Here is a 13,916-nt window from a genome sequence, read left to right as displayed (position 1 = left end):
GCTCTTCTTCATCTTGCCAAACCAACAACAACCCGCGAGAGAATGAACATGAAGAAACTTCCCCTCATCACCGGTCTGGCCCTTAGTCTGTTGGCGTGCAGCAGCGTGTTCGCCGCCGAGAAAACCCTGCGCATCGGCATTGAAGCGGCTTACCCGCCATTTGCCTCGAAAACCGACAAAGGCGAAATCGTCGGTTTCGACTACGACATCGGCAACGCCCTGTGCGCGCAGATGAAGGCCAAGTGCGTGTGGGTCGAGGGTGAGTTCGACGGTCTGATTCCTTCGCTCAAAGTGAAGAAAATCGACATGGCGCTGTCGTCCATGACCATCAACGAAGACCGCAAGAAGTCGGTGGATTTCACCCACAAGTACTACTTCACGTCCTCGCGGCTGGTGATGAAGGACGGCGCCACGGTCGATGATCAATACGCCAGCCTCAAGGGCAAGAACGTCGGCGTGCAGCGCGCAACCACCACCGACCGCTATGCCACCGAGGTGTTCGAGCCCAAGGGCGTCAACGTCAAGCGCTACAGCAACAACGAAGAGATCTACATGGACCTGGCTGCCGGTCGCCTTGATGCGATTTTTGCCGACACCATTCCGCTGAATGACTTTCTGTCGATGCCACGCGGCAAGGGTTATGCGTTTGTCGGGCCGGAGCTGAAGGATCCGAAGTATGTCGGCGAGGGGGCGGGGATTGCGGTGCGCAAGGGTAATACTGAGCTGGTAAGCCAGTTGAATAGCGCCATCGACGGGATTCGCGCCAGTGGCGAATATCAGAAGATTTCCGACAAGTATTTCAAGTCCGACATTTACGGCGACTGATCGTCCGCTATCGCTGGCAAGCCAGATCTCACAGTGATCGAGTCGTACACAGATTTTGTGTACATCAAAATCCCTGTGAGAGCTGGCTTGCCAGCGATGGAGTCAGATCAATCACCGCGAATCTTCAGCCCTTTAATTCCTTCAGGTGTTTGTACACCGTCGCCCGGCCCATGTTCAGCACATTGGCCACGTAGTTCGAGGCACTCTTGCCCTTGAACGCGCCCTCGGCATGCAGCGCCAGCACCAGTTCACGTTTGTGATCGCGGGTCAGCAGATTCAGGCTCAGTTGGCGCTCGCGCAGCCAGGCGTGCAGGAACGTGTTGATGCGCTCCTGCCAGTCATCGCGAAACAGTGAGTCCGGTTGCGGGATCAGTTTGCTCGGCGACAGGAACAGGTCCAGCGCAGCCTTGGCATTCTCGAACAGCGAAATATTCAGGTTGATGCACAGTACCGCCAGCGGCAGGCCTTCGCTGTCGCGCAATACGCTGCTCAGGCTGCGGATCTTCTGACCATCCCAGTTGAGTTTTTCGTACGGGCCGATGTTCCGCTCGCTGATCTCCTCGCTGAGCATGTCTTCAAGTGACGACTCGTCACCGATCTCGCGTTTGGACAGATTGTTGGCGATGTAATCGACTTTTTGCGTGCGCAAATCGTGCAGCACCACTTCGGCGTGGGGAAAAAACAGTGTGGCGATGGCGTCGGCGATGGCCCGGAAGTTATCCAGTGCCGGGTCGAGTTCGGGGGCGGTCATGACAGTGGAGCTCCAGGCAGCGTCAGCGCCCACATGAACAGGGGCGCTGCGAGTTTGCCGCAATCGGTTGGGCGCGTCATCCGCAGCGCGGATTAACCGAGCCGGGCAGGGGAGAGCATGTTGCTGCTCAGGCCGAACTGGCGCAGTTGCTCGGGCAACGGCAAACCGCGCACCAGTGCTGCGCTGGCCTGGCCCATCGCCGGTGACGTCTGGATGCCGTACCCGCCCTGGGCTGCGACCCAGAACAGGCCCGGCACCTGCGCATCGAATCCGCTGAGCAAATCACCGTCGGCAACGAAACTGCGCAAGCCGGCCCATGTTCGAGTCGGGCGGCGGATGGTCAGCGTCGTGGCTTCTTCGATCTGATAGATGCCCATGGCGATGTCCAGTTCTTCAGGCTGCACGTCGTGGGGTTCGACCGGGTCCGCGTTGGCTGGCGAGCCTAAGAACATGCCGGCATCAGGTTTCATGTAGAACGATTCGTCGAGGCTGACCAGCATCGGCCACTGATGAATATCGACACCTTCTGGCCCGGCGAAGATGAAGGCGGCGCGGCGTTTCGGTTGCAGGCCCAGCGATTGTGCACCGGCCATTGCGCCGATCTTGTCAGCCCAGGCGCCGGCGGCGTTGATGATCACTGGCGCGCTGAAGGTCTGGCCATTGGTCTGCACCTGCCAGACATTGTTGGCATCGCGCTCAAGCCCCAGCACCTGGCAGTCGGTGTGCACCTCGCCGTGGTTGCGGCGGATCCCGCGCAGGTAGCCTTGATGCAGGGCGTCGGTATCGATGTCACAGGCTGTCGGGTCGTAAATCGCCCCGTGGACTTTTTCCCGGCGCAGGATTGGCAGGCGCGCGCAGGCTTCATCGGCGCTGAGCCGTTGCATTTCCGGCACCGTGGCTTTGGCGCTCAGGTACTGGTTGTTGAGTTCGGCGGCGTCACCGGTGAAATCCACGGTCATCTCGCCGCGCGGGGTCAGCAGCGGGTGCTCGCAGAAACCGGCCGGCGGCTGGTCGAAAAACTCACGGCTGGCCTGAGTCAGCGCGCGTACCTGCGGTGTGCCATAAGCCGCGGTGAACAGGGCGGCGGACCGCCCGGTGGAGTGATAGGCCGGGTGAGACTCACGCTCCAGCACAATCACTTTGGCGTGGGTCGACAGCCAGAAACCGGTGGAAGCGCCGGCAATCCCGCCGCCGATGATGATGAAATCTGCCTGGCTCATGAAAAAAACTCCACGTTGAACTGCAAAGTTGAAGTTGTCGCAAATCCTGTGGGAGCCGGGCTTGCCCGCGACGGCATCACTACGGTTTTTTCTGAGGAACCGAGGCGTCTGCATCGCGGGCAAGCCCGCTCCCACAGGGATCGAGGTGTCAGTGCTTCAGGTGATAAATCGCATTCGCCAGGGCGATGTCTTCCAGCCCTAGACCGATCGAGCGGAAAAACACGTGACGGTGGTAATTGGGGCGTTGCACTTTTTCACTGAGCAGATCGGCGAGGTCACCCATGATCGAGTCCGTGCTCCAGCCATGTTGCTCAACAGCAATCAGCATCTCGCCCGCCGAGCCCGGCGTGGTCAGACGATAGTCGCAGAACACCTGCATGTCGTTGAGGCTTTGCGGCGGCACTTCATGGGCGCGGGGGGCGTTGGTGCTGATCGAGGTGATCAACGCAGGTTTGCTCAGTGCCGCCGGGTCGATCACCGGCCCCGCGGACGAAGTGCAGAGCATGATCACATCGGCATCGGCGAGGGCGGCTTCAAGGCGGGTTGCAATCGTCAGTCCGGGAGCTGCGGCTTTGAGCAGCGCCTGGGTTTCAGGATCCTCCTGCAGGCTCGGCGAATACACACTGATGCTTTGCCAGTCGCGTAAAGACTTCACGTAATGCAGATGCGCCTGTGCGACTTTGCCGCTGCCGATGATCGCCAGTCGCCGCGCATCCAGCGGAGCGAGGGCATCGACGGCCACTGCGGTGGTCGCAGCCGTACGGGCTGTGGTGAGTTCGCCGGCATCGCACAGCAGCAAGGGTTGGCCGGTCTGCATCGACATCAACAAGGTCCACGCGGTCACCAACGGGCCTTGCTCGCGGACGATGTACGGCGAGGTCTTCACGCCGTACACACCGTCTTCGGCCAGCACACCCAGGTAATTGATGAAGTCACCAGCGCCCTGCGGGAACTCCACCAGTTGCTGCGCCGGTTGAACCGCTTTACCGGCGGCGAGATCGCGGAACAGTTTGCGCAATGTCTGCGGCACATCAATGCGGGCCAGCAGCTCACGGGCCTGGGTTTGGTCGATCACGTAGGGCGTACTGGACATGTCAGGCTCCGGATGCGAAATCTAAACTTATTTGTCTATTATGGACTTTTAGTTTTGTCGGGCAAGATCCTCCGGAAAAAAAGCCGGGCACAAAAAAAGCGCAGTCCGTTGCCGGCTGCGCTTCTCTTCTATCGTGTTACTTACTCTGGACGCTTGCGCTCAACTGCACGCAACAGATGCGTGGGAGGTGTTTCACAGCTGATCTTGCGGCCGAGCTTCTCTTCGATGGACGGCAACTGGTAGGAGTCGTCTTCACCGGCAAAGCTGATCGACACGCCATCGGCGCCGGCACGACCGGTACGGCCGATGCGGTGCACGTAATCGTCCGGGACTTCAGGCAGGGTGAAGTTGATTACGTGGCTGATGCCGTCGATGTGGATGCCGCGACCGGCAACGTCGGTGGCGACCAGTACGCGAATCTTGCCTTCACGGAAGCCTTCGAGCGTCTTGATGCGTTTGTGTTGCGGCACGTCGCCAGACAGTTGCGCGGCGTTGATGCCATCACGCACCAGACGTTCTTCGATCCGGCGCACTTCGTCTTTGCGGTTGGCAAACACGATCACCCGCTCCCAGCCGTTATCGTTGACCAGGTTGAAGAGCAGTTTGTATTTGTCGGCAGCGGCCACGGCAAAGATGTGCTGCTCGACGTTTTCGTTGGCCACGTTCTGCGATTCGATCTCGACGATCGACGGGTCGGTGGTCCATTGCTTGGCGAGGTTCATCACGTCTTCGGTGAAAGTCGCGGAGAACAGCAGCGTCTGACGTTCGCTCTTCGGCGGGGTCTGGCGAATGATCTGCCGAACCTGCGGGATGAAACCCATGTCGAGCATGCGGTCGGCTTCGTCCAGCACCATTACTTCGACCATGTCCAGATGCACGTCGCCGCGCTGGTTGAAGTCGAGCAGGCGGCCCGGGGTCGCAACGAGGATGTCGCAGTGGCGCGCTTCAAGGTGCTTGAGCTGCTTGTCGAAATCCATGCCGCCGACAAACGTCATCACGTTGAGGCCGGTGTACTTGGTCAGGTCGGCGGCGTCTTTTGCAATCTGCACCACCAGCTCACGGGTCGGCGCGATGATCAGCGCACGGGGTTCGCCCATGTAGCGTTCTTTCGGCGGCGGGGTCTGCAACAACTGAGTGATGATCGAGATCAGGAACGCTGCGGTTTTACCGGTACCGGTCTGTGCACGGCCGATGGCGTCTTTGCCGGCGAGGGTGAAGCCCAGCACCTGTGCCTGGATCGGCGTGCAATAAGGAAAGCCCAGATCCTGAATGGCGTGCATCAGTTCTGGAGAAAGCTTGAAATCGTGAAAGCGGGTTTTGCCTTCCTGAGGTTCGACGACGAAGTCTTCGAGTTTCCACGGGATGACTGGAGCCTTGGGCTTGGGTTCGCGACGCGGCTTGGGCGGTTTTGGCGCTTCGCTGCGGGCAGGCTCGGCGGCGATTGGCGCGGCCGGTGCAGGTTGCGGTTCTTGCTTCGGTGCCGCTGCGGGAGCGGGGCGGTCGGCCTGCGGGGCATCGTTGCGATGACCGGGGGCGTGCGACGGCGCACGGGTAACTGGCGCGAGCTGCTCAGCCTCGCTTTTACCGAACATTTTCTTGAGTGCTTCGAGCACGGTCATCTCATCAATTGGTTAAGGAATGTACGCCGGCCAGTGTAATGCAAGAAACGGGCGCGGCGTAGTGTGATGATCAAAGGGCGGACGTTGTGCGGATAATCAGCGCAGGCGCTCGCTCAGCCAGGTACCGATATCGCGAATTTCCTCGGGTAACACTTCGTGCTCCATTGGGTATTCCTGCCATGTCACGGTGACACCATGGGCTTTCAGATACTCATAAGCTGTGCGGCCCATCGAGTTTTGCACCACGTTGTCGAACTGACCGTGCAATGACAGCACCGGAATTCGTTGCTGACTGGCAGATAACTGCAGTTCCTCACTGAACGTTGGCGCATACGTCGACAACGCCATCACGCCACCCAACGGTCCCTGCCATTTCAGAAAAGCGGTGTGATAGACCACGGCGCCACCCTGGGAGAAACCCGCGAGAAAAATCCGCGAGGCGTCTATTCCGCTGGCGCGCTCGTTTTCGATCAATTCAATGACGTGATCGGCCGACGCTTCCAGTTCATCGCGATCGATCGCGCGCGCCGGGCTCATGGCTTTGATGTCGTACCAGCTCGGCATGGCATATCCGCCATTTATTGTCACTGGACGGGTCGGCGCCTGCGGCAGTACGAAGCGTGTGCTCAGCAGGCTTTCCTGCAACGCCTCGGCGACCGGCAGAAAGTCAAAGCGGTCGGCGCCGAGGCCGTGCAGCCAGATCACGCAGGCGTCTGCGGGCTTAACAGGCTGAAGAATCAAGGGCTCGGTCATGTCTGCTCCAAATATGTGCGGGCGCTCTCATTGAGTGCGTGATTGAAGTGCGCGCCCGGTTGATCCGTTAAGAAGATGTCGCAAGGGTACAAGTTTTGCTATTGACCTGTCGCTTATGTGCTTCAGCGGCCGGTGTGGTACGGGCTTTGCTATGGCTTGAAGCGTGCAACCGATCTCGCGTCTGGCGGTAACACTATCAGTGAACGCCTGACGATGGGATGCAAAGAATCCGGTAATGGATGTTCGCCAATGGCCGCCATGGGCTTAGCGAATATGAAAGGGCTACAGCCCGTTCGGCCAATTGGTGAGAAGTGAGTTGTCCATGATGTGGATTTTCTCCTGAAACACTCATAGCGAAGGTCTTTACGTCGGTTGACCCAATAAAAAGCCAACTAGGGTCAACACCGCCTCAAAAGGGTGCGACTGGACTCAAGCTCCGACACAACAAGAGCAAAACTGGAGGTTTGAATGAAGATGTTGAAATCCACTCTGGCGATCGTGACTGCAGCAGCAGTACTCGGCGTCAGCGGGTTCGCTCAGGCGGGTGCAACCCTGGATGCCGTGCAGAAGAAAGGTTTCGTGCAATGTGGCGTGAGCGACGGTCTGCCGGGCTTCTCGGTACCGGACGCTACCGGCAAGATCCTCGGCATCGACGCTGACTTCTGCCGCGCAGTAGCTGCTGCCGTATTCGGCGACGCAACCAAGGTCAAATTCAGTCAGTTGAACGCCAAGGAGCGCTTCACCGCGCTGCAGTCCGGCGAGATCGACATCCTGTCGCGCAACACCACCATGACCAGCTCCCGTGATGCGGGCATGGGCCTGAAATTCCCGGGCTTCATTACCTACTATGACGGCATCGGCTTCCTGGTAAACAACAAGCTGGGCGTGAAGAGTGCCAAAGAGCTGGACGGCGCAACCATCTGCATCCAGGCCGGTACTACCACCGAGCTCAACGTTTCCGACTACTTCCGCGGCAACGGTCTGAAATACACCCCAATCACCTTCGACACCTCCGATGAAAGCGCCAAGTCGCTGGAATCCGGTCGTTGCGACGTGCTGACTTCCGACAAATCCCAGCTGTTCGCCCAGCGCAGCAAACTGGCTTCGCCGAAAGACTACGTGGTTCTGCCGGAAACCATTTCCAAGGAACCACTGGGTCCAGTCGTGCGTAACGGCGACGACGAGTGGCTGGCCGTGGTGCGCTGGACTGGCTACGCCATGCTCAACGCTGAAGAGGCTGGCATCACTTCGAAGAACGTCGAAGCTGAAGCCAAGTCCACCAAGAATCCGGACGTCGCTCGTATGCTCGGCGCTGACGGTGAGTACGGCAAAGACCTGAAACTGCCGAAGGACTGGGTCGTGCAGATCGTCAAGCAGGTCGGCAACTACGGTGAAGTGTTCGAGAAAAACCTCGGCAAGAACACTCCGCTGGAAATCGACCGTGGCCTGAACGCCCTGTGGAACAACGGCGGCATTCAGTACGCACCACCAGTGCGCTAATGGTTCTATCACCCGGCGGGCCAACCGCCGGGTGATGTTCTTGTTCCATTTTTTCCGGGGCACTTCATGCAAAAATCAATCGGCGCACCAAAGCAGAGGCTCAGCCTCAGCGATCCGCGAGTGCGCGCCTGGGTATTTCAGATCGTCACTATCGTGGCCGTCGTCTCCCTGGGCTGGTTCCTGTTCGATAACACACAAACCAACCTTGAACACCGGGGCATCACCTCCGGCTTCAGCTTTCTGGAGCGCAGTGCCGGGTTCGGCATCGCTCAAACCCTGATCGACTACACCGAAGCGGACAGCTATGCCCGCGTGTTTGTGATCGGTCTGCTCAATACATTGCTGGTGACCATCATCGGCGTGATCCTGGCGACTCTGTTGGGCTTCATCATTGGTGTCGCGCGTCTTTCGCCAAACTGGATCATCAGCAAGCTGGCGACCGTGTATGTGGAAGTCTTCCGCAACATTCCGCCCCTGCTGCAAATCCTGTTCTGGTACTTCGCGGTGTTCCTGACCATGCCGGGACCGCGCAACAGCCACAACTTCGGCGACACTTTCTTTGTCAGCAGCCGTGGCCTGAACATGCCGGCCGCGCTGGCAGCTGATGGTTTCTGGGCATTCGTGATCAGTGTTGTGGTGGCCATCGTCGGCATCGTGCTGATGTGCCGCTGGGCCAACAAGCGCTTCGAAGCGACCGGTGAGCCGTTCCACAAGTTCTGGGTGGGTCTGGCGATTCTGCTGGTGATCCCGAGTTTGTGCGCGCTGATCTTCGGCGCTCCGCTGCACTGGGAAATGCCCGAGCTCAAGGGCTTCAACTTCGTTGGCGGCTGGGTGCTTATCCCGGAACTGCTGGCCTTGACCCTGGCCTTGACCGTTTACACCGCGGCGTTCATCGCCGAAATCGTGCGTTCGGGGATCAAGTCGGTCAGCCACGGCCAGACCGAAGCGGCCCGTTCACTCGGTTTGCGTGAAGGCCCGACCCTGCGCAAGGTAATCATTCCCCAGGCCTTGCGGGTGATCATCCCGCCGCTGACCAGCCAATACCTGAACCTGGCGAAGAACTCCTCGCTGGCCGCCGGTATCGGTTATCCGGAAATGGTTTCGCTGTTCGCCGGCACCGTGCTGAACCAGACCGGTCAGGCGATCGAAGTGATTGCGATCACCATGAGCGTGTACCTGGCGATCAGTATCAGCATTTCCCTGCTGATGAACTGGTACAACAAGCGCATTGCGCTGATCGAGCGGTAAGGAAAAGCGCATGAGTACTCATACTTTCAAACCCGACATGCCCCCACCGAGCAGTAGCATCGGCGTAGTGGCATGGATGCGCGCGAACATGTTCTCCAGCTGGCTCAACACCTTGCTGACGCTGTTCGCGTTCTACCTGATCTACCTGATCGTTCCGCCGATTCTGGGGTGGGCGATCCTCGACGCCAACTGGGTCGGCACCACCCAGGCCGATTGCACCAAGGAGGGCGCCTGCTGGGTGTTCATCCAGCAACGCTTCGGTCAGTTCATGTATGGCTACTACCCGACCGGCCTGCGCTGGCGCGTGGACCTGACCGTGTGGCTGGCAGTGATCGGCGTGGCGCCACTGTTCATCTCGCGCTTCCCGCGTAAAGCGGTGTACGGGCTGAGCTTTCTGGTGATCTATCCGATTGTCGCCTGGTGCCTGCTGCACGGCGGCGTATTCGGCCTGCAAACCGTCGCGACCAGCCAGTGGGGCGGCTTGATGCTGACTCTGGTGATTGCCACCGTCGGTATCGCTGGCGCCTTGCCGCTTGGCATCGTGCTGGCGCTGGGTCGACGTTCGAACATGCCAGCGATTCGAGTGGTCTGCGTGACCTTCATCGAGTTCTGGCGCGGCGTGCCGTTGATCACGGTGCTGTTCATGTCTTCGGTAATGCTGCCGCTGTTCCTGCCCGAAGGCATGAACTTCGACAAGTTGCTGCGGGCGCTGATCGGCGTGATCCTGTTCCAGTCGGCCTACGTGGCTGAAGTGGTGCGCGGTGGTCTGCAAGCGATCCCTAAAGGTCAGTACGAAGCGGCGGCTGCAATGGGCCTGGGCTACTGGCGTTCGATGGGCCTGGTGATTCTGCCGCAAGCCCTGAAAATGGTGATTCCCGGCATCGTCAACACCTTCATCGCGCTGTTCAAGGACACCAGCCTGGTGATCATCATCGGCCTCTTTGACCTGCTCAACAGCGTCAAGCAAGCCGCTGCCGATCCGAAATGGCTGGGTATGGCCACCGAAGGCTACGTGTTTGCCGCCCTGGTGTTCTGGATTTTCTGTTTTGGTATGTCGCGCTATTCCATGCATCTGGAACGCAAGCTCGACACTGGCCACAAGCGTTAGGAGTTCTGTAATGAGTGAAGCAATCAAAAAGCCTGTGAGCCCTGAAGGCATTATTCAGATGCAGGGCGTCAACAAGTGGTATGGCCAGTTCCACGTGCTGAAAGACATCAACCTCAACGTCAAACAGGGCGAGCGTATCGTCCTGTGCGGCCCGTCGGGTTCCGGCAAATCGACCACCATTCGTTGCCTCAATCGTCTGGAAGAACACCAGCAGGGCCGCATCGTCGTCGATGGCGTGGAACTGACCAACGATCTCAAGCAGATCGAAGCGATCCGCCGTGAAGTCGGCATGGTGTTCCAGCATTTCAACCTGTTTCCGCACCTGACCATTTTGCAGAACTGCACCCTGGCGCCGATGTGGGTACGCAAGATGCCCAAGCGCAAGGCCGAGGAAATCGCCATGCATTACCTGGAGCGCGTACGCATTCCGGAGCAGGCGCACAAGTATCCGGGGCAACTGTCCGGCGGTCAGCAACAACGTGTGGCGATCGCCCGCGCGCTGTGCATGAAACCGAAAATCATGCTGTTCGACGAACCGACTTCGGCGCTTGATCCTGAGATGGTGAAAGAGGTGCTCGACACCATGATCGGTCTGGCCGAAGACGGCATGACCATGCTCTGCGTAACCCACGAAATGGGCTTTGCCCGCACCGTGGCCAATCGCGTGATCTTCATGGACAAGGGCGAGATCGTTGAGCAGGCGGCACCGAACGACTTCTTCGATAATCCGCAGAATGAGCGGACGAAGCTGTTCCTGAGCCAGATTCTGCATTGATGGCTGATGTGTAAAACGAACCCGGCCTTGTGCCGGGTTTGTTTTTTTGGGGGTCAGGATACGGTGAGGGTTTCGTGTTCTTTGTGCTCGGTGTATTTGAACGCTCCGCGCAAGTCTGCCCCTTCGCCCAGGGTTTTGACGTCGGTCAGCAAGTAGGGGTATCGATCCAACAGTCGCATCAGCAACATCAGCGCCTTGGGTGGTAATGTTTCGCCGCGCTCGTAGCGAGAGAACGCGTTATGCCCTCCACCGGAGAGCAGTTGCACCGTCTCTTTTTGCGTGAGATGCAGTTTGCGCCGGATACGCTTCATCTCGGCCCCGATCATTTGCCTTGCAGCGATAACCAGCTCATCCCCTGCGTCACAATAACGTTCCGCACTATCGGTATCGTCATCCCACTCGACTTCTCCGCACTGCTGGCATTCCCATCCAGAAAGATCATCTACACGGCGCTCCATGCCTTTGACACTCAAGGTCTCGCCGCGCCCTTCAAAATGTCTCATTCCCTCACGTGCACCGCAGCTGACACATTGCCGGGTTTTCATGGGTTTTTCTCCTTGAAGGAGATCACCGGGGGGCCGCCGCCGGGGCGGTAGGTCACCTTGATGTAAATCTCCAGGTCTTTTGAGTTGATGTGATACACGTCTTGCCAGACTCGATGATCGTCGTAGCTGGTCATCGATTTGTACAACATCCTGTTCTGCAACTCGAAAACGATCTCTTGCATCTCTTTGAAACCAAAACCTAGATCCAGACCGGTTTTTTCCGCGGTCTTGGTGAAGGCTTGTCTGCCAAGCCGCCGGACCTCAGCCTTAATCACCGCCAAGTCGTAATGGGGCGTGTTCTTCTCCATAAGAAACCAAACCCTGTCCCTGAAATTACCCTCTAAGGGTAATTTTGACTAATCGAAAATCCCGCTTCATTTCCCTCCAATTGACCCTAGGTGGTTGCCGTCCTACACGGGTCTGACTAACATGTCAGAAAATTCATCCTATGATTGGATGAAAGGGCGAATCCTATGTCAGACATTTCTCCTCTTGTTAAACGGTCCTTGGTCGATCAGGCCTTGGATCAATTGCGTCAGCGCATCAACAGCGGCACCTGGCAGGTCGGCGAGCGATTGCCTACCGAGCCCGAGCTGTGCGCCGAGCTGGGCATCAGCCGTAACACCGTGCGTGAGGCCATGCGCGTGCTGGCGTTTTCCGGGTTGATTGAAATTCGCCAGGGCGACGGTAGTTATCTGCGTGCGGTGATTGATCCGCTGGACACCCTCAAGGCGCTCTCGCGTTGTTCGCTGGAACAGGCGCGGGAAACCCGGCATATCCTTGAGGTCGAGGCCATCGGCCTCGCGGCGTTGCGCCGCACCGATGAAGACCTCGTCACCTTGCGTGAAGCGCTCGGCACAAGCGGCAGCCATTACCACGGCGATCTCGACACCTACATCGCCTGCGATCTGGTGTTCCACCGCCGTTTGGTCGACGCCGCGCATAACCCGACACTCAGCGAGCTGTATCGCTATTTTTCCAGCATCGTCGGCACGCAATTGCGTCAGACGCTGAACATCGTTCCGCGCCGTCAGGAAGTGTTCGACCTGCACATCGAGTTGCTCGATGCCGTCGAACAACGCGACCCGGAACGGGCCAAAGCCTTATCCAGGCAGTTGATCAATGAACCTTGAAACCGAGAAATCCATGCCCCGCAACGAGATATCCACAGCCCCGAAACGCACGGCAGAGCTCGAAGAGCTGCTGATCGATGCCGAGGCTGATGACGAACAAGTACAGCAAAGCCATCCGCTGGTGCGCCGGCCATGGCTGTTGCTGCTGGGCTTGATTCTGGTGGCGCTGAACCTGCGTCCGGCGCTGTCGAGCCTGGCGCCGCTGCTTAGCGACGTATCGAAAAGTCTCGGGCTGTCTGCCGCTCAGGCGGGTCTGCTGACCACGTTGCCGGTGCTGTGCCTGGGTCTGTTTGCACCGCTGGCGCCGATTCTGGCGCGGCGTTTTGGTGCCGAGCGAGTGGTGTTGGGAATTCTCCTGACCCTCGCAGGCGGGATTATCCTGCGCAGCAATTTCGGTGAGATCGGTCTGTTTGCCGGCAGCGTATTGGGCGGCGCCAGTATCGGCATCATTGGCGTGCTGCTGCCGGGCATCGTCAAACGTGACTTCGCCAAACACGCCGGTACCATGACGGGCGTTTACACCATGGCGCTGTGTCTCGGTGCCGCGATGGCGGCGGGATCGAGCGTACCGTTGAGTGAGCACTTCGGCAGCAGCTGGGCCGTGGGTCTGGGTTTCTGGGTGATTCCGGCGCTGGTCGCTGCGGTGTTCTGGTTACCACAAGTCGGCCAGAAACACGGTGCGCACAATGTCGCCTATCGCGTGCGCGGACTGTTGCGTGATCCGCTGGCGTGGCAGGTGACCTTGTACATGGGCCTGCAATCGTCGCTGGCCTACATCGTGTTCGGCTGGTTGCCGTCGATCCTGATTGGTCGCGGTCTGACGCCGACCCAGGCCGGCCTGGTGCTGTCCGGTTCGGTGATCGTCCAGCTCGCCAGTTCACTCGCGGCGCCGTGGCTGGCGACTCGTGGCAAGGATCAGCGTCTGGCGATCGTGGTGGTGATGTCGCTGACCCTCGGCGGTCTGTTCGGTTGTCTGTATGCGCCGATCGAAGGCCTGTGGGGCTGGGCGATTCTGCTCGGTCTGGGGCAGGGCGGTGCATTCAGTCTGGCGCTGACGTTGATCGTACTGCGTTCGCGTGACTCCCATGTCGCAGCCAACCTGTCGAGCATGGCCCAGGGTTTCGGCTACACGCTGGCCTCGATGGGGCCGTTTGCAGTCGGCGTTGTGCATGACTGGACGGGCGGCTGGAATGCGGTGGGCTGGATCTTCGGCATCATTGGCACGGGGGCGATCATCGCGGGCCTCGGCGCCGGACGGACGCTGTACGTGCAGGTCACAAGCGAAAAGATCTGAATAGCGCAGTTCCCCGTGGGAGTGAGCTTGCTCGCTCCCACAGGTTTTATCG

At 59.0% G+C, this 13,916-nt stretch carries 14 protein-coding genes; 7 read left to right on the top strand and 7 right to left on the bottom strand.

Features of this window, described 5'->3' with window-relative positions; genetic code table 11:
* Positions 1–48 precede the first annotated feature (48 nt).
* Positions 49–825: an ABC transporter substrate-binding protein gene (locus tag JJD74_RS02300; protein ID WP_047299830.1), complete on the top strand. Its 777-nt coding sequence runs from the start codon at positions 49–51 to the stop codon at positions 823–825.
* Positions 826–949: 124 nt separating this feature from the next.
* Here JJD74_RS02300 and JJD74_RS02295 read toward each other — a convergent pair whose 3' ends face one another.
* From JJD74_RS02295 to JJD74_RS02275, 5 genes are all read right to left on the bottom strand, one after another.
* Positions 950–1,576, bottom strand: coding sequence for a helix-turn-helix transcriptional regulator (locus JJD74_RS02295; protein WP_042557763.1), 627 nt, complete (start codon positions 1,574–1,576; stop codon positions 950–952).
* A 92-nt stretch (positions 1,577–1,668) separates the two neighbouring features.
* Positions 1,669–2,796, bottom strand: a complete 1,128-nt coding sequence (locus JJD74_RS02290) for an NAD(P)/FAD-dependent oxidoreductase (protein WP_047299832.1) — start codon at positions 2,794–2,796, stop codon at positions 1,669–1,671.
* 148 nt (positions 2,797–2,944) lie between these two features.
* On the bottom strand, positions 2,945–3,889 hold the full coding sequence (locus tag JJD74_RS02285; protein WP_200610999.1) for an ornithine cyclodeaminase family protein: 945 nt from the start codon (positions 3,887–3,889) through the stop codon (positions 2,945–2,947).
* Positions 3,890–4,029: 140 nt separating this feature from the next.
* Positions 4,030–5,508, bottom strand: coding sequence for an ATP-dependent RNA helicase RhlB (gene rhlB / locus JJD74_RS02280; protein WP_115146332.1), 1,479 nt, complete (start codon positions 5,506–5,508; stop codon positions 4,030–4,032).
* 96 nt (positions 5,509–5,604) lie between these two features.
* Positions 5,605–6,261, bottom strand: coding sequence for an alpha/beta hydrolase (locus JJD74_RS02275; protein ID WP_042557767.1), 657 nt, complete (start codon positions 6,259–6,261; stop codon positions 5,605–5,607).
* Between the two features lie 468 nt (positions 6,262–6,729).
* Between JJD74_RS02275 and JJD74_RS02270 the strand changes: the two genes are divergently transcribed.
* The 4 genes from JJD74_RS02270 to JJD74_RS02255 all read left to right on the top strand — a co-directional run bounded on the left by JJD74_RS02270 (position 6,730) and on the right by JJD74_RS02255 (position 10,892).
* On the top strand, positions 6,730–7,761 hold the full coding sequence (locus JJD74_RS02270; protein WP_042557768.1) for an amino acid ABC transporter substrate-binding protein: 1,032 nt from the start codon (positions 6,730–6,732) through the stop codon (positions 7,759–7,761).
* A gap of 66 nt (positions 7,762–7,827) precedes the next feature.
* Positions 7,828–9,009 (top strand): amino acid ABC transporter permease, encoded by a 1,182-nt coding sequence (locus tag JJD74_RS02265; RefSeq protein WP_042557769.1) that lies wholly within the window; start codon positions 7,828–7,830, stop codon positions 9,007–9,009.
* A 10-nt stretch (positions 9,010–9,019) separates the two neighbouring features.
* On the top strand, positions 9,020–10,117 hold the full coding sequence (locus JJD74_RS02260; protein ID WP_047299835.1) for an amino acid ABC transporter permease: 1,098 nt from the start codon (positions 9,020–9,022) through the stop codon (positions 10,115–10,117).
* 10 nt (positions 10,118–10,127) lie between these two features.
* Positions 10,128–10,892, top strand: a complete 765-nt coding sequence (locus JJD74_RS02255) for an amino acid ABC transporter ATP-binding protein (protein WP_007905492.1) — start codon at positions 10,128–10,130, stop codon at positions 10,890–10,892.
* A gap of 53 nt (positions 10,893–10,945) precedes the next feature.
* Here the strand turns inward: JJD74_RS02255 and JJD74_RS02250 are convergent, their stop codons facing one another.
* Together JJD74_RS02250 and JJD74_RS02245 are read right to left on the bottom strand one after the other, a co-directional pair.
* On the bottom strand, positions 10,946–11,437 hold the full coding sequence (locus JJD74_RS02250) for a type II TA system antitoxin MqsA family protein (protein WP_200610996.1): 492 nt from the start codon (positions 11,435–11,437) through the stop codon (positions 10,946–10,948).
* On the bottom strand, positions 11,434–11,745 hold the full coding sequence (locus JJD74_RS02245) for a type II toxin-antitoxin system MqsR family toxin (RefSeq protein ID WP_115146336.1): 312 nt from the start codon (positions 11,743–11,745) through the stop codon (positions 11,434–11,436). The genes JJD74_RS02250 and JJD74_RS02245 overlap by 4 nt, the downstream gene beginning before the upstream one ends.
* A gap of 165 nt (positions 11,746–11,910) precedes the next feature.
* Between JJD74_RS02245 and JJD74_RS02240 the strand changes: the two genes are divergently transcribed.
* Together JJD74_RS02240 and JJD74_RS02235 are read left to right on the top strand one after the other, a co-directional pair.
* Complete coding sequence (locus JJD74_RS02240) at positions 11,911–12,570, top strand: FadR/GntR family transcriptional regulator (RefSeq protein WP_200610977.1); 660 nt, start codon at positions 11,911–11,913, stop codon at positions 12,568–12,570.
* Positions 12,560–13,864 carry a CynX/NimT family MFS transporter gene (locus tag JJD74_RS02235; RefSeq protein WP_200610974.1) on the top strand — a complete coding sequence of 435 codons (1,305 nt, stop codon included), beginning with the start codon at positions 12,560–12,562 and terminating at the stop codon, positions 13,862–13,864. The genes JJD74_RS02240 and JJD74_RS02235 overlap by 11 nt, the downstream gene beginning before the upstream one ends.
* The last annotated feature ends 52 nt before the right edge of the window (positions 13,865–13,916 follow it).

This window comes from Pseudomonas sp. MF6776 (assembly GCF_016613125.1).
GTDB lineage: Bacteria > Pseudomonadota > Gammaproteobacteria > Pseudomonadales > Pseudomonadaceae > Aquipseudomonas > Aquipseudomonas iridis.
The sequence above is the reverse complement of the archived record's forward strand: the minus strand, read 5'-3'. Positions and strand labels throughout refer to the sequence as shown.

Excerpts from the sequence above, each read along its gene's own strand:
- JJD74_RS02300 (WP_047299830.1), top strand. The coding sequence starts at position 49 with ATGAAGAAACTTCCCCTCATCACCGGTCTGGCCCTTAGTCTGTTGGCG.
- JJD74_RS02295 (WP_042557763.1), bottom strand. The coding sequence starts at position 1,576 with ATGACCGCCCCCGAACTCGACCCGGCACTGGATAACTTCCGGGCCATC.
- JJD74_RS02290 (WP_047299832.1), bottom strand. The coding sequence starts at position 2,796 with ATGAGCCAGGCAGATTTCATCATCATCGGCGGCGGGATTGCCGGCGCT.
- JJD74_RS02285 (WP_200610999.1), bottom strand. The coding sequence starts at position 3,889 with ATGTCCAGTACGCCCTACGTGATCGACCAAACCCAGGCCCGTGAGCTG.
- rhlB (WP_115146332.1), bottom strand. The coding sequence starts at position 5,508 with ATGACCGTGCTCGAAGCACTCAAGAAAATGTTCGGTAAAAGCGAGGCT.
- JJD74_RS02275 (WP_042557767.1), bottom strand. The coding sequence starts at position 6,261 with ATGACCGAGCCCTTGATTCTTCAGCCTGTTAAGCCCGCAGACGCCTGC.
- JJD74_RS02270 (WP_042557768.1), top strand. The coding sequence starts at position 6,730 with ATGAAGATGTTGAAATCCACTCTGGCGATCGTGACTGCAGCAGCAGTA.
- JJD74_RS02265 (WP_042557769.1), top strand. The coding sequence starts at position 7,828 with ATGCAAAAATCAATCGGCGCACCAAAGCAGAGGCTCAGCCTCAGCGAT.
- JJD74_RS02260 (WP_047299835.1), top strand. The coding sequence starts at position 9,020 with ATGAGTACTCATACTTTCAAACCCGACATGCCCCCACCGAGCAGTAGC.
- JJD74_RS02255 (WP_007905492.1), top strand. The coding sequence starts at position 10,128 with ATGAGTGAAGCAATCAAAAAGCCTGTGAGCCCTGAAGGCATTATTCAG.
- JJD74_RS02250 (WP_200610996.1), bottom strand. The coding sequence starts at position 11,437 with ATGAAAACCCGGCAATGTGTCAGCTGCGGTGCACGTGAGGGAATGAGA.
- JJD74_RS02245 (WP_115146336.1), bottom strand. The coding sequence starts at position 11,745 with ATGGAGAAGAACACGCCCCATTACGACTTGGCGGTGATTAAGGCTGAG.
- JJD74_RS02240 (WP_200610977.1), top strand. The coding sequence starts at position 11,911 with ATGTCAGACATTTCTCCTCTTGTTAAACGGTCCTTGGTCGATCAGGCC.
- JJD74_RS02235 (WP_200610974.1), top strand. The coding sequence starts at position 12,560 with ATGAACCTTGAAACCGAGAAATCCATGCCCCGCAACGAGATATCCACA.